Raw genomic sequence first — 15,557 nt, forward strand, 5'->3', positions numbered from 1 at the left:
AAATTTGAGTACAACTAACTTTACTTTTTCAAAATCATATCAACTACTTTTTGTAATTGCTTCATTATTGTTTAGCGGTTTTAGTCATGCACAAACAGACCCTGTTGAACAAGACTCAACTAAAACAGGATTTTCTTTAGGTAGATTGAGCATCCCTAATCCACAAAGTATTGTTTCAAAATATACTTATGATCCTATTACAGATAGATACATTTATACAGAAACAGTTGGAAATTTTAATATCAATTATCCAATAATTTTAACACCTGCGGAATTTCAAAGACTCGTTTTACTTGAGCAACAACAAAAATATTACAAACAAAAAATTGATGCTGCAGCCGGACAAAAAGAAGGCGCAGAAGATGAGCAAAAAAATCTTTTACCAGAATTTTATGTCAATTCAGGGTTTTTTGAAACTATTTTTGGAGGTAACACCATTGAAGTTATACCACAAGGATCTGCAGAAGTTGATCTAGGAGTTTTATTCACAAAACAAGATAATCCAACATTCTCTCCTAGAAATCGAAGCAATTTTACATTTGACTTTGATCAACGTATTAGTTTAAGTTTATTAGGTAAAGTAGGTACGCGTTTACAAGTAACTGTTAATTATGATACAGAATCTACATTTGATTTTCAACAATTAACAAAATTAGAATACACACCAACAGAAGATGATATCGTTAGAAAAATTGAAGTAGGTAACGTAAGTATGCCTCTCAATAGTTCATTAATTACAGGTGCACAGAGTCTATTTGGTGTTAAAACCGAATTACAATTTGGTAAAACTAGAGTCACAGCAATTTTCTCTGAACAAAAATCACAATCACAATCTGTTGTTGCTCAAGGTGGAGGAACCGTTGAAGAATTTGAATTCTTTGCTAGAGATTATGATGAGAATAGACACTATTTCTTAGCACAATATTTTAGAGATACTTATGATGAATCTATGCTGCGTTATCCGTACATCGCTAACAACGTACAGGTAACAAGAATTGAAGTTTGGGTGACTAATAGAAGCAATCAAACAGATAATGTTAGAAATGTTGTTGCCTTACAAGATATTGGAGAATTTGAAACTGTTGGTTTAAATGGAGGAATACCACCTGGAGGATTTATAAATGCTGCTGGTTCTCAATTTCCAGATAATGAGAATAATGCTTTTGATCCAACAAATATTGGTGGTGCAGGTTCATTCTTGTCGTCTGCAGTTAGAGATATTACAACTGCAGAACAAGGGATTTTAACACCTGCGAATGAAGGTTTTGACTTCGGAAAACTTGAGAATGCAAGAAAATTAGAACAAGGAAGAGATTATGAGCTAAGCCAACAATTAGGATATATTTCGTTAAATCAAAGATTACTTAATGATGAAATCCTTGCAGTTGCATTTCAATATACAATTGGAGGCGAAGTCTATCAAGTAGGTGAATTTGCTAATGATGGTGTAAATTCAACAGCATCAGGAAATGATACAGATAGTGATGGGATTCCAGATTCTATTGATTCAGATGTTAATGGTGATGGTACTGAAGATAATGGACCAGATACAGATGGTGATGGTATTAATGATACTGGTGATGCAGATGTTAATGGTGACGGAACAATCGATAATGGACCAGATGCCAATTTTGATGGGATTAATGATAGTTTCGTAACTGTTCAAGAAGGTTCTACACAAAGTTTAATAGTTAAAATGTTGAAGAGTCCAATAACAGATGTCAATCAGCCAATTTGGGATTTGATGATGAAAAACATCTATGATACTGGCGCTTTTCAATTAGATAAAGAAGATTTTAGACTTAACATTTTTTATACTGAAGCTTCGCCATTAAACTATATCTCTCCAGTGGAAGGTTCAACTTTCCCTGCATTTGACAATAATACACCTTTTGATACATCTGATGATGGCGAAATTATAGATACACCTTTAATTAGATTATTTCATTTAGATAGATTAAACTATAACAACGATCCACAAGCAGGTGGAGACGGTTTCTTTGATTTTGTGCCAGGCTTGACTGTGTTGACACAAAATGGGAAAATTATATTTACAAAAGCAGAACCTTTTGGTCGTTATCTCTTTGATATTCTTGATGATGATGGTAATGATTTTGATAATGAGGCAGATTATGAGTATAACGAAGGTGATGCTGGTCCAGATCCATATAACTTAAACCAACTTAAATACGTTTACGATATACTCTATAAGCAAACAAAAACTGCGGCTTTAGATGAAGCTGAGAAAAATAAATTTCAAATAAAAGGACGTTATAAGTCTTCAGGAGGTGATGGGATTCCATTAGGAGCTTTTAATGTGCCTAGAGGTTCTGTGGTTGTTACTGCTGGTGGACGAACATTAGTTGAAGGTCAAGATTATACAGTTAATTATCAAATTGGTCGCGTTTATATTATTGATGAAGCTTTAAAATCATCCAATATTCCTATTAATGTTTCTGTAGAAAATAATGCCGTATTTGGACAGCAAACAAGACGTTTTACTGGTGTAAATGTAGAGCATCAAATTAATGAAAACTTTGTATTAGGTGCGACGCTATTAAACCTTAATGAACGTCCAATCACACAAAAAGCAAACTATAATACTGAGCCAATTAATAATACAATATTCGGTTTTAATGGTAATTACTCAACTGAGGTGCCATTTTTTACAAGATTGGTTAATAAACTTCCAAATATTGATACAGATGCGCCTTCAAACTTATCAGTTAGAGGTGAGTTTGCTTATTTAGCACCTGGAGCACCTAAAGGAACAGACTTTGATAACGAAGCCACAGCTTATGTAGATGATTTTGAGGGAACTCAAGGTGCTATAGATTTATTATCTCCTCAATCTTGGTTTTTATCAAGTAGACCAAGAGGTTTAGGAAAAGTTTATGCAGGTTTTGGTGGTGAAGATGAAAATGGTATTCAAAATGGTTTTGATAGAGCATTATTAAACTGGTATACAATTGACCCTATTTTTTATAGTAATCAACGTCCAGGTGATATTAGTGATGAAGATGTTTCTGACCTTTATACAAGACGAGTATTTATTGATGAGGTTTTTCCAGAAATTGATGTTGCTCAAGGTCAGAGTACAGTGATAAACACTTTAGATTTAGTGTATTACCCTTCGGAAAGAGGTCCATACAATTTTGATCCAGATGCAGATGGAGATACTATAGATCCAAATAATAGTTGGGCAGGAATTACAAGACAAATAACGTCTACAGATTTTGAACAAGCTAATGTAGAGTATATTGAATTTTGGTTAATGAATCCTTTTATGGATGATAGTGGGAATACTATTTTGAGTTCTTCTCCAGGAAGCCTGTTTATTAATTTGGGTAACATTTCCGAAGATGTCATAAAAGATGGTAAAAAACAATATGAAAATGGTTTGCCAGAAGATGGAGATATAACGCCTTTATTGCCTGTAACAGCATATCAAACGGTTGTACCTAGAAATCAATCATTAATTTATACATTCTCTACTGGTGGAGAAGAACGTGCTAATCAAGATGCTGGTTATGATGGGTATGATGATGCTCAAGAATTAGCACAATTTGGAGCACAATTTGGACCAGATCCATCAAAAGATAATTATACCTATTACTTAAATACTGAAGGTGATATTTTTGATCGCTACAAAAAATACAACGGTCAACAAGGTAACTCTCCAGATGTATTTACAGATACTAATAGAGGTTCTACTGTACAACCTGATGTAGAGGATATCAATAGAGATAATACAATGAATACTATTGATAGTTATTTTCAATATGAAGTAAAAATTGATCCTACGACATTAAATGCGAATAACCCTCAAATTAATGATATAAAACAAAGGCCAGTTACATTACCTAATGGTCAAACTGCAGATGTCACTTACTACCAATTTAGAATTCCAATTTCTGAACCTACTGAAGCAATTGGTGGTATTTCAGATATTAGATCCGTTCGTTTTGCTCGTTTGTTTTTAAAAGATTTTGAAGAAAAAACAGTCATGCGTTTTGCGACTTTAGATTTAGTGCGTAGTGATTGGAGACGTTATAAATTAACGCTTGATGATGAAGCAAATAATGATAATGATACTACAGATTTTACTGTTGGTGTTGTTGGTCTTCAGCAAAATGAAGGAAATTATTTCTTACCACCAGGAGTTGTATTAGAGCAATTAAATAACAACAATAATATTATTAGACAAAATGAGCAATCCTTACAATTAGAGGTTTGTGATTTAGAACCACAAGATTCACGTGGTGTGTTTAAAAATATTAATGTAGATATGAGGCAATATAATAAACTGCGGATGTTTATTCACGCAGATGAAGGTGAGTCTACAACTATGCTTAGTGATGGTGATTTAATTGGTTTTATTAGAATGGGTAATGACTTTACTCAAAATTATTATCAAATTGAAGTACCTCTACAAGTCTCAACTGGAACGTCAACTGCTGAATCTGTTTGGCCTGAAGTCAATGAGATTAATATTGATCTAGATGTATTAGAACAAGTAAAATCATTAGGAATTGCAGATGGTTCTCTAGCGAACTTAGAGCCAACATTTTATGATTTGATTGGTGGTGAATTAACAGCAACAACTGAATTTGCTTTACCAGTAGTTCCTGGTCAGCATAGAATTGGTATTAAAGGAAATCCAAACTTTGGAGATGTAAGAGTTTTAATGGTAGGTGTTAAAAATTCTGGTCAAAGTGGAATGGATGCCTGTGGTGAAATTTGGTTTAATGAACTTCGATTAGCAGATTTAGATAACGAAGGTGGATGGGCTGCTGTAGCAGCAGTGGATGCTAATTTTGCAGATTTTGCTAACATAAGTGCTACTGGACGTAAAAGTACTATTGGTTTTGGTTCTGTAGAGCAAAGACCAAATGAGAGAAGTAGAGAAGATGTTGAGCAGTACGATGTAGTCACTAATTTAAATTTAGGTCAGTTACTACCAAAAAAATGGGGAATTCAATTACCATTCAATTACGCTGTTGGTGAACAAATTATAACACCAGAGTATGATGAGTTTTATAGAGATATAAAATTACAAACGCAGTTGGATAACACAACTAATCGTGATTCAATCTTAAAAGTTAACGAGAATTATACCAAACGTAAGAGTATCAATTTTATTGGAGTAAGAAAAAATAGAACAGGGGATTCAAAACCACGTTTTTATGATGTAGAAAACCTGACATTTAATTATTCTTATAATAAAGAGGAGCGTCGTGATTTTGAAATTGAGCGTGCCTTAAGTCAGCAGGTTAGAGCTGGAGTTAATTACGCATACAGTTTTGATGCCAAACCTATTGAACCATTTAAGAAAAACGATTCGCTGTTTACAGGAAAATACTGGAAGATTTTAAAAGACTTTAATTTTAATCCTGTACCTACAAGTTTTACGGTGAATACAGATATTTTACGTCAATTTAATAAGCAAAAATTTAGAGAAGTAGATTTAACAGGAGATAATATTGGTTTAGAAGAATTATTCCGAAGAAATTATAATTTCAATACCCAATATGCTATTAATTATAACTTAACCAAAGCGTTGAGTTTAAACTTCACTGCTGCAAATACAAATATTGTTAGAAATTATTTTGTTGATGATGTAATTAATGGACGACAAAATCCAGACTTAGATGTTTGGGATGGCTTTTTTGATTTAGGTGATCCTAATATTCAAAATCAACAATTACAAGTTAATTATGAAATCCCATTATATAAGATTCCTACGTTGAGTTTTATGAGAGCGACGTATTCATACACTGGAGATTTTCAATGGCAAAAAGGGTCAGATTTAAATACTAATCTACCTATTCAAAATGAAGATGGATCATTTACAACTTACAATTTGGGTAACTCTATTCAAAATGCAAATACACATAATATCAACTCCACATTTAATATGGAGACGTTGTATAAGCATGTAGGTCTTACTAAAAAGAAAACAAGAGGAGCTAGAACACCTAAAAGAGCAACTCCAGGTGCTTTAGATAAAGATGGAAAATCTACAACTCCTGCTGCTGCAGAAAACGGACCAGCTAAAAAAGGAGCAGGCTCTAAAATATTAAATGCTGGTATAGATTTATTGACTGCAGTAAAACGAATTCAAATAAATTATACCGAAAATAATGGTTCATTATTACCAGGTTATTTAAGAACTCCAGGATTTATAGGCACATTTAAACCTACGTTAGGTTATACTTTTGGTAGTCAAAGTGATATTAGAAATTTAGCTGCCAGAAATGGTTGGCTAACCGTATTCCCAGATTTCAACCAACAATATAGTGAGACAACAAATCGTATTTTAGATATCTCTGCAGATATTGAGTTGATTCCAGATTTAAATATAGATATCACTGGAGGACGTACCTATTCTGAAAATATGACTCAAAACTTTAGAGTTGAAGATTTTGTAGACGCCAATGGTAACTTGGGATCAGATGGTGTGTTAGATTATAACCCATTGATTACTAATTCCTTCGGAAATTTTAATATTTCAACAGCTTTAATTAAAACATCATTTAGTAAGAGTGACGAAAATCAATCTGCAGCATTTGATGATTTTAGAACAAACAGATTAGTAGTTGCTAGACGTTTAGCACGAGAGTTTTATGGTAATGATAACTTCTCTGTGGATGCAGAAGGCTACCCTTTAGGGTTTGGAAAAAACAGTCAGGCTGTATTGTTACCATCATTTTTAGCCGCTTATAAAGGCACAAATCCAGATAAGATTAGTTTATCTGCTTTTAGAGATATTCCAATTCCTAATTGGCAATTAAAATATACAGGTTTCATGAAAATGAAGTGGTTTAAAAAACGATTTAAGCGTTTTTCAATCACACATGGTTACCGTTCTAGTTATACAATAAATCAATTTAGAACCAACTTAGATTTAAAACCAGGAGATTTGCAACCAGGAGTGGCTTACGAAGATCAACCTAATTTTAATGATGTTGTAGATCAATCGGGAAATTTTAAAAACCAAACTATTTTTAGTAACATCAATTTAGAGGAACAATTTAGTCCGTTATTCAGAATTGACTTTGAAATGAAAAATTCAGTTAAGATTCTAGCCGAAATGAAAAAAGACCGAATCTTGTCTATGAGTTTTGATAATAACTTATTGACAGAAATTCAAGGTCATGAGTACATATTAGGTTTAGGTTATCGTATCAAAGATTTGCGTATACGTTCTAAATTAGCAGGACCAAAGCAAGTGATTAAAAGTGATTTAAATATGAAGGCAGATGTTTCAGTACGAAACAATAAAACCATTATTAGATATTTGGACATAGAAAATAATCAAATCACACAAGGTCAAACTATTTGGGGCTTAAAGTATACAGCAGATTATGCGTTCTCTAAAAACTTGACGGCAATATTCTACTTTGATTATACATTCTCAGAGTATGAAATATCAACGGCATTTCCGCAAACGACAATTAGATCAGGATTTACTTTGCGTTACAATTTTGGAAATTAGTAGTAAATAATATCTAAAAAAATTACATTTGTAACAATACAAAATATTAGATTAGAACATGAATATACCATCAGATTTAAAATACACCAAAGATCACGAATGGATCAAAATAGAAGGTGACACAGCTACAGTAGGAATCACAGATTTTGCACAAGGAGAACTTGGTGATATCGTTTATGTAGAAGTAGAAACTTTAGATGAAACGTTAGATATCGAAGAAGTTTTTGGTACCGTTGAGGCAGTTAAAACCGTTTCAGATTTGTTCTTACCATTATCTGGTGAGATAACTGAGTTTAACGAGAGTTTAGAAGACGAACCAGAGAAAGTAAACACAGATCCTTATGGTGACGGTTGGATGATTAAAATTAAATTTTCTGATGCTTCAGAAATAGATAATCTATTATCTGCCGATGATTACAAAGCTCTTATTGGCGCTTAAAAAATGGGCATTGCCTATTTTAATAGTATACGCTTTAGCATTAACTATTGGTAGTTTAGCTCATGTTGGAGGTATTCCTAGTTTAGGCTCTTCTTTTGATGATAAGATTTATCACTTTGTAGCTTATTTTTTATTTACAGTTTTAGTATATAATTACTGTAGAGAAAAAAAAGGAAAGCACATCATACTTATATCAGCTATAAGTGTCATTGTTTATGGCATTATTATTGAGGTATTACAACACGTTATGACATCATATAGAACATTAGATATTTATGATGCTTTAGCTAATGCATTAGGTGTTGTCTTTGCAACACTCATTATTAGTTTTAGAAATAAACAAAGTTAAAATGAATTAATAGCTTGCTATTTTGTCAAAAATTTGGTTAATTTAGCATTCAGAAAACCTTTTAAGCACATGGAACCTAAAAAGAATATTAAATCGGATGTAAGCAGAAACAGTTCGCTGTATTTTGCAGTAGGAATGGTATTAATGATGGCTCTAACTTATTTGACTATTAATTATAGGTCTTATGAGAAAGAAGTTATTGATATTGGACAACTAGACTTAGATGCTCTTGAAGAAGAGGATATCCCAATTACAGATCAAAAAATAGTTCCACCACCACCACCACCTCCACCACCAGTTGTGCCAGAGGAGATTGAAATTGTGGAAGATGAAAAAGAAATTGAAGAAACAGTAATTGAATCTACTGAAACTGACCAAACAGAAGAAATTGTTGAGGTTGAAGAAATTGAGGTTGAAGAAGTAGAAGAAGATATAGATGTACCTTTTAATGTTATTGAGAACGTACCAGTATTTCCAGGTTGCGAAAATGAAAAAGGTAACAATGCTAAAAAGCAATGTATGTCTGATAAAATTAGCAAATTCGTAAACAAAAAATTTGATACAGATTTAGCTAGTGAATTAGGATTATCAGGAAGACAACGTATCAACGTGATCTTTAAAATTGATAAAACTGGTAACATTGTTGGTGTGCAAGCAAGAGCTCCACATCCAGGTCTTGAAAAAGAAGCTAAGCGAGTAATCAACTTATTACCTAAAATGAAACCAGGTAAGCAAAGAGGTAAGCCAGTAAATGTACCTTACTCATTACCAATTTTATTTCAAGTACAAGACTAGATATAAATACCATATCATAAAATTTCAAAATCCCATCTAATTAGTTAGATGGGATTTTTACTTTGGTATGCTTATTGTGATTTAAACATAATATTAACATTATAAATCAAATATTATGAAAGATTTTAAAAAATCGCACGATATTGCTGGTCAGAGCAATAAAATTGTGCAAAAATCACACAAGCATGATGCAAATTTACAAAAAAACTCATCGCTGTATTTCCAAATCGGACTCATTCTTTGTCTTTTAGGTACTTATGCCTTATTTGAGATGAAGTTTGAAAACAAAGCACCTAAGCAAGATTTTGTTATTGTAGATTTTGATGACAACCCTTATTTTATACCTACAATTATTGTTGAACCTAATGTGCCTCCAAAAGCAGATCCAATTAAGAGACCAAAGGAAAAGCGTTTAATTAATGATCCGAAAATTGTAGATAATGATACACCTGATGTTGTTGAAACACCAAATATCGTAACAGATCCTCCAACGACAGATAAACCGATGGATCCAAGGAAATTTAAAGATCCAGTAGATCCAGGAAAAGATATTAAAATTGAAACGCCTTTTGATCTTACTGGTGTTGAAGTCGTTCCAGTATATCCAGGATGTGAGAAAAAGACAACCAATGGAGAGCGTATCAAATGTATGAACGAAAAAATCACAAAATTGGTTCAACGAAAATTCGATACAGATCTAGCTAGTGAATTAGGATTGTCTGGTACACAACGTATCAATGTTCAGTTTAAAATTGATAAAAACGGTAACGTTACAGAAATCTTAACCAGAGCACCACATCCAAGTTTAGAAAAAGAGGCAGCGCGTGTAACTAATAAAATACCTCAAATGGAACCTGGTTTACAAAGAGAACAACCAGTATCTGTACTTTACAATCTTCCAATTGTATTTAAAGTGAATTAAAACGTTACATTTCCGAAGAAAAAAATAAAACGATCTAGAACTAACTATAGTTTTAGATCGTTTTTTTAATAAGAAATGGTATTACTTATTTTTTGAAAAAAACAGTATCTTTCGGGCAATTAATGTTGTACTTGCTATATGAAGAATCGTTTCTTACTTGTGTTATTATTCGCTTTTGGTTTTATAACTGCGCAAGAGGTTTCTAATTTTGAAAAATCACCAGTATTTCCTGAGTGCGAATCGCAACCTATAGACGAATTAAAAGTCTGCTTTAATAATAAAATCAATGCGTTTATTTTTAAGGAATTTAAAGTTCCAGAAATAGTCAATGATGAGAGTTATAAAGGTGAAATCAAAGTACTTTTTGAAGTGGATAAAGAAGGTGAGATTTCTGTTTTGTATATAGATGCAGTTTACGATGAGCTCAAAGATGAAACAAAACGTGTTTTTGATTCTTTACCAAAAGTAACTCCAGGAACCTATAACGGGAAACCAACCTTTTATCAATATTCATTAGGTATAAAAATACCTTTGGTTGATCCTTCGGAAATTCAAACACAACAAGCAAAAGCTAAAACAATAGATTTATCAACTCCTGAAGATTTAAACGCAGATGTAAGTGATGAATATAAGAACGTTGCTGATAGCATTGTTAAATACGAAAAACTAGAATATAGTAGTCAGTTAAATATTCCATTTACACATAACTATTATTCGAGATTTGACCAAGAAATGAATGGTCTTGGAACCAATAGTCATACAGCAGCAAAACCATTTACTTACGATGAAGTTTCGGCATATTATGATTTTAAAGCTGAGAAAGAAGCTTTAGTAAAAGGCAGCGACAGTTGGTGGAGCAGAAAATTATGGAATGAACACTTAGTAGAAATTCAAGGAAAAGACTATTGGTTTACAGTAGATCCAATTTTTGATTTGCAAGTTGGTAAAGATACCGAAGCAGATTTTAGCTCTACTTATAATAATACGAGAGGAATTTTCATTCAAGGAGGTTTGGGTAAAAAATTCAATTTCACGACATCAATTTACGAGAGTCAAGGCCGATTTGCTCAATATTTTAATGAATATGCTGTAAGTATAAGAGCAGAAGGAAACGAGCCAATTGTTCCTGGAAGAGGATTATCAAAATTATTTAAAGATGGTGGTTTTGACTATCCTGTCGCAGAAGCTTACTTGTCTTATTCTCCAGCAAAATTTCTTAATATTCAATTTGGTCATGGAAAGAATTTTATAGGTGAAGGTTATAGGTCTTTATTTCAAGGTGATGCAACAAGTCCTTATCCATTTTTAAAGTTGAATACAAAATTCTGGAAAATAAAATATACCAATACTTGGATGTGGTTAAAAGATGTAAGGCCAGAAGTAACAGAAGATGGTGCATTTTTAACTAAATACATGGCAAATCACTATTTAAGTTGGAATGTCACCAAACGTTTAAACATAGGTTTATTTGAATCTGTACTTTGGGCTAATGATAACAATAGAGGGTTTGATATTAATTATTTAAATCCAGTTATTTTTTACAGAGCCATTGAGTTTTCTACAGGACAAGATGCAGGAAATGCTATTTTAGGAGCCTCAGCTAAGTACAAATGGAATAATAAAGTCAATATCTATTCACAATTCATTTTAGATGAATTTGCGATTAATGATGTTACTGCAGGCAACAAGAGTTGGAGAAATAAGTTTGGCTACCAATTAGGTGTTAAATATTTTGATGCCTTTAAAGTTGACAACTTATTGCTGCAATTTGAATACAACAGAGTACGACCTTACACATACTCTCACAATTCTATTGTATTAAATTATGCACACAACAACCAACCAATGGCACATCTTTGGGGAGCGAATTTTAGCGAAGCAATTGTTATAGGTCGTTATAATTATAAACGCTGGTTTGGTGATGCTAAATTTATCTTCGGAAAACGAGGCTTTGATTTCAATGATGGTGCTGATAATTTTAACTACGGAAGCAATATTTTTAGAACTGAAGTTGATCGTAATGCAAACACAGGAATAACCGTCGGACAAGGTAATACAACAAATGTCTTTCAAGCAGACTTAGGAGGTGGTTACATCATCAATCCTGCAACTAACTTGAGATTATTTACCAATATTACGTTTAGAAATTATAACCCAGAAGCAGATACTGCTGCAGCATTAAGTACAAGTACAGCTTGGTTTACTGTTGGAGTGAGAACAGATTTGTTTAATTGGTATAATGATTTTTAAGGATACTAGTCTCCGAAATTGATATTCCTATTAATATAAAGTTGAATAAAAATTAATGTAAGTTTACATTTAGAAAAATAACCCAATTTAGAAACGAGCATGTTAAAAATATTATCACCCAAAGGAATGATTAATTGCGAACAACATGTGACTATTAACAAACAATAAATATAAACACATGAAATACTTTAAAATACTTCCAATTCTGTTTTGTACTACAGTCCTATTTTTTTATAACTGTAATGAAGACAAAAAAGCACCAGAACAAGAAGCTGTAAAAACAGTTGAAGCTGAAAAACCAACTACAACAGAAGCTGCAAAAGTAACTCCTCCACTTAAAGAGCCTGCTCAAAATGCGAGTGGTGTTTGGCATTATACCTGTAGACTAGGTTGTCCAGGAGGTGCTGGATTAACTTCAAAGTGTGAAACATGTGGTAATACTTTAGTGCATAATACAACGTATCATGCCAATACAAACACAAATAGTTCACCAACATCTGCCCCTTTTGCTAATCCTTCAACAAGTGCAGCTACTACTCCTCCTGAGCCAGCTCAAAATGCTGCTGGAGTATGGCATTACACATGTGCAAAGGGACATGCTGGAGGCGCTGGATCTGCTGTAGCTTGTGGTACTTGTGGAGAAACTTTAGCTCATAATAAGTCTTATCACTAGTAACTTACAGTTATTGCAGGTATTAAAAACACAATAAATCTAAGCACAATGAATTTACAAAAACTACTCTTTGCAAGTGTCTTATTAATATCTAGTGCACTATGTTATGGACAAGATTATTTCGTAGTTGAAGCCGATACAACCTTTTGCAGTAACCTAGAATATGGAACGACAGCTCAAGGGTATCTGAAATCTGTACGATACACAGACAAAAATGGAAAAGCTATTGTTATTGAAGGTCGCAAAGTTGTGCCAGATGTGTCTACTTTTTACAGACAAAAGATTACAATTGATAAAATTCCTCAAAAAGCCGATAAGCCTGATAGTTATGTGAGATATACTGAACGAACTGTAGATGGAACATTAAAAGTGTATGTTAGATATCCTGGAGGTAATTTAGGTACATCAACCATTCATTCTAACGCTCCAAACCCTTTGACGATGAATAATGGCACAGTGTCTGGACGAGCTTCTGGCTCTACTCATACGATGAGTGGTCCAGGTGGAGTTTACAAGTTCTTTTTAAAACTTCCTGATGGGACTTATTATAAAATAAACAGTAAGAAGAATATGAAGAAATATATTGTTCCTTACTTACAAGAATGTGAAGCGTTTAAAAGTCAGTATGCAGGAGATTATAGTAATGAAAAGGATTCTTTCATTGAAATGATAAATTTGTATAACTCTGTTTGTAAATAGGTTTGATACGAGTTTGAACATGTTTAATTTTTCAAACTCAAATAAAAAGTACGTCTAATCTTTTCAGAGTTAATAAACCCAGTGCCATAATCCAAATCGTCATACATTTTGGTTATGGCTTCGTTTTTTGCAACCTCGTCTTCGGTTTTTCCTGCTTTTATCTCTTCGGAAATTTTAGTTCTTAAATACTCTAGCATTTTTAGAAAGGTTTGATACGCTTCTTTATTTGATAAATTCCCATGTCCAGGAATCACTTTAGTATCATCATCTATAAGTTGAAGTCCTAATTTCACAGCATTAATATAACCATCAACACTGCCTCCTGAGTCTAAATCAATATAAGGATAGCGACCATTAAAAAAAGTGTCACCTGTATGTAAAACATTACTTTTTGTGAAATATAGCAATGCGTCACCATCGGTATGTGCGTGTTCTACATGAAAAACTCCAATTTTCTCTCCATTGATATGTAAGCTCATCTCATCGTTAAAGGTGATAATTGGCAAAGCTGCTTTAGCTTCCGAAGAACCATCACGCTTTGGAGTTGATTCCATACGTTGTCTTACATTATCATGAGCAATAATGGTAGCACCTAGTTTTTGCATGTTCTCATTTCCGCCTGTATGATCACCATGATGATGCGTATTAACTAAAAATTTGATGTCTTTTTCGCTTAACGCTTTAATTGCTGTATGTATTTTTTCTGAAAGTGGCGCAAATTGGTCATCAATTAGAAAAACTCCATCGTCACCTATAGAAACTCCAATATTTCCACCAGCACCAATAAGCATGAATACATGATCTGAAACTTTTATAGTTTCAATTTCTACTTTATCAAAGCGTTGTGCGTTGGCAAGATTTCCGAAGATAAAAAAGAGAATCAATGCGATTGCAGATAAATGTTTCATAGTTGTGCGTTTTGAGTATAAAGTCTTATAAAGATAGTTAAACTTACATTGGCTTTTAATTAATTATGTTTTGAATTGTCCAAAACCTTTTTTAAAAGTATCTTTGCAAACGCAATAAAATATCTCAAATTGAGTACTGTAAAATCATCTGTAAACCAAGTGTCTTTAATTTCCGATTTTAAGGAAATTACTAAAATGAGACTATCCTTAAGTGTCGTGTTTTCTGCGCTTTCTGGTTATTTACTTGGTGCTATTGAAGTGGATTTCTATACATTGACTTTGTTAGCTTTTGGTGGTTATTTTATGGTTGGCGCTTCTAACGCATTTAATCAAATTATAGAAAAAGATTTGGATGTGCTGATGGATCGTACAAAAAATCGTCCGATACCTGCTGGTAGAATGAGTGTGCGCTCTGCATTTATAATCGCAACAATCTTCACTGTTTTAGGGATTACTGTACTTTATATCATCAATGAAAGAACTGCGATGTATGGTGCTATATCGATTTTTATTTACACGTGTGTTTATACACCTTTAAAAACCAAAACACCATTATCTGTTTTTGTTGGTGCTATTCCTGGTGCTATTCCGTTTATGTTAGGTTGGGTTGCAGCAAGAAATGAATTTGGTATTGAACCTGGAACCTTGTTCGCTTTACAGTTTTTTTGGCAATTCCCACACTTTTGGGCTATTGGCTGGTTTTTATTTGATGATTATGCAAAAGGAGGTTTCTATATGTTACCAACCCGAAAAAGAGATAAAGGTACAGCAGTACAAACGATTATGTACACTATTTGGATGATACTCATATCTATAGTACCCGTTTTTGGTGTCACTGGAGATTTAAAATTGTCTATAGTAGCAGCTGTAATTGTCTTGCTTTTAGGATTAGTAATGTTGTATTATGCCTTTGAATTATTTAAAAAGAGAACTGCAATAGCAGCCAAACAATTGATGCTTTCTAGTGTAATATATATATCACTAATACAAATTGTTTACGTTGCAGATAAATTTATAAGATAGA

10 protein-coding genes are annotated in these 15,557 nt (G+C 32.9%); 9 read left to right on the forward strand and 1 reads right to left on the reverse strand.

Annotation, left to right across the window (positions count from 1 at the left end; genetic code table 11):
• Positions 1–4: 4 nt before the first annotated feature.
• The 8 genes from sprA (at position 5) to WNY78_RS16375 (ending at position 13,625) form a co-directional block, all read left to right on the forward strand.
• Positions 5–7,498 carry a cell surface protein SprA gene (gene sprA / locus WNY78_RS16340; protein WP_342874292.1) on the forward strand — a complete coding sequence of 2,498 codons (7,494 nt, stop codon included), beginning with the start codon at positions 5–7 and terminating at the stop codon, positions 7,496–7,498.
• Between the two features lie 58 nt (positions 7,499–7,556).
• The gene (gene gcvH / locus WNY78_RS16345) at positions 7,557–7,937 is read left to right on the forward strand and encodes a glycine cleavage system protein GcvH (RefSeq protein ID WP_342874293.1); all 381 of its coding nucleotides are present in this window, start codon (positions 7,557–7,559) and stop codon (positions 7,935–7,937) included.
• Positions 7,909–8,286 (forward strand): VanZ family protein, encoded by a 378-nt coding sequence (locus WNY78_RS16350; RefSeq protein ID WP_342874294.1) that lies wholly within the window; start codon positions 7,909–7,911, stop codon positions 8,284–8,286. Before gcvH ends, WNY78_RS16350 begins: the two co-directional genes overlap by 29 nt.
• 69 nt (positions 8,287–8,355) lie before the next feature.
• A complete protein-coding gene (locus WNY78_RS16355) occupies positions 8,356–9,081 on the forward strand; it encodes an energy transducer TonB (protein WP_342874295.1) in 726 nt (241 codons plus the stop codon).
• A gap of 115 nt (positions 9,082–9,196) precedes the next feature.
• Entirely contained in the window at positions 9,197–10,003 is an 807-nt protein-coding gene (locus WNY78_RS16360) for an energy transducer TonB (RefSeq protein ID WP_342874296.1), read from the forward strand.
• Positions 10,004–10,141: 138 nt separating this feature from the next.
• The gene (locus WNY78_RS16365) at positions 10,142–12,253 is read left to right on the forward strand and encodes a gliding motility protein RemB (protein ID WP_342874297.1); all 2,112 of its coding nucleotides are present in this window, start codon (positions 10,142–10,144) and stop codon (positions 12,251–12,253) included.
• Positions 12,254–12,431: 178 nt separating this feature from the next.
• A complete protein-coding gene (locus WNY78_RS16370) occupies positions 12,432–12,926 on the forward strand; it encodes a hypothetical protein (RefSeq protein WP_342874298.1) in 495 nt (164 codons plus the stop codon).
• A 48-nt stretch (positions 12,927–12,974) separates the two neighbouring features.
• Positions 12,975–13,625 (forward strand): hypothetical protein, encoded by a 651-nt coding sequence (locus WNY78_RS16375; RefSeq protein WP_342874299.1) that lies wholly within the window; start codon positions 12,975–12,977, stop codon positions 13,623–13,625.
• A 23-nt stretch (positions 13,626–13,648) separates the two neighbouring features.
• On the opposite strand, the gene WNY78_RS16380 is transcribed toward WNY78_RS16375, so the two are convergent.
• Complete coding sequence (locus WNY78_RS16380; protein WP_342874300.1) at positions 13,649–14,533, reverse strand: MBL fold metallo-hydrolase; 885 nt, start codon at positions 14,531–14,533, stop codon at positions 13,649–13,651.
• A 129-nt stretch (positions 14,534–14,662) separates the two neighbouring features.
• Between WNY78_RS16380 and cyoE the strand changes: the two genes are divergently transcribed.
• A complete protein-coding gene (gene cyoE, locus WNY78_RS16385) occupies positions 14,663–15,556 on the forward strand; it encodes a heme o synthase (RefSeq protein WP_342874301.1) in 894 nt (297 codons plus the stop codon).
• Position 15,557: the final 1 nt, after the last annotated feature.

This window comes from Psychroserpens sp. AS72, from assembly GCF_038900375.1.
In the GTDB taxonomy this organism is placed as follows: Bacteria; Bacteroidota; Bacteroidia; order Flavobacteriales; family Flavobacteriaceae; genus Psychroserpens.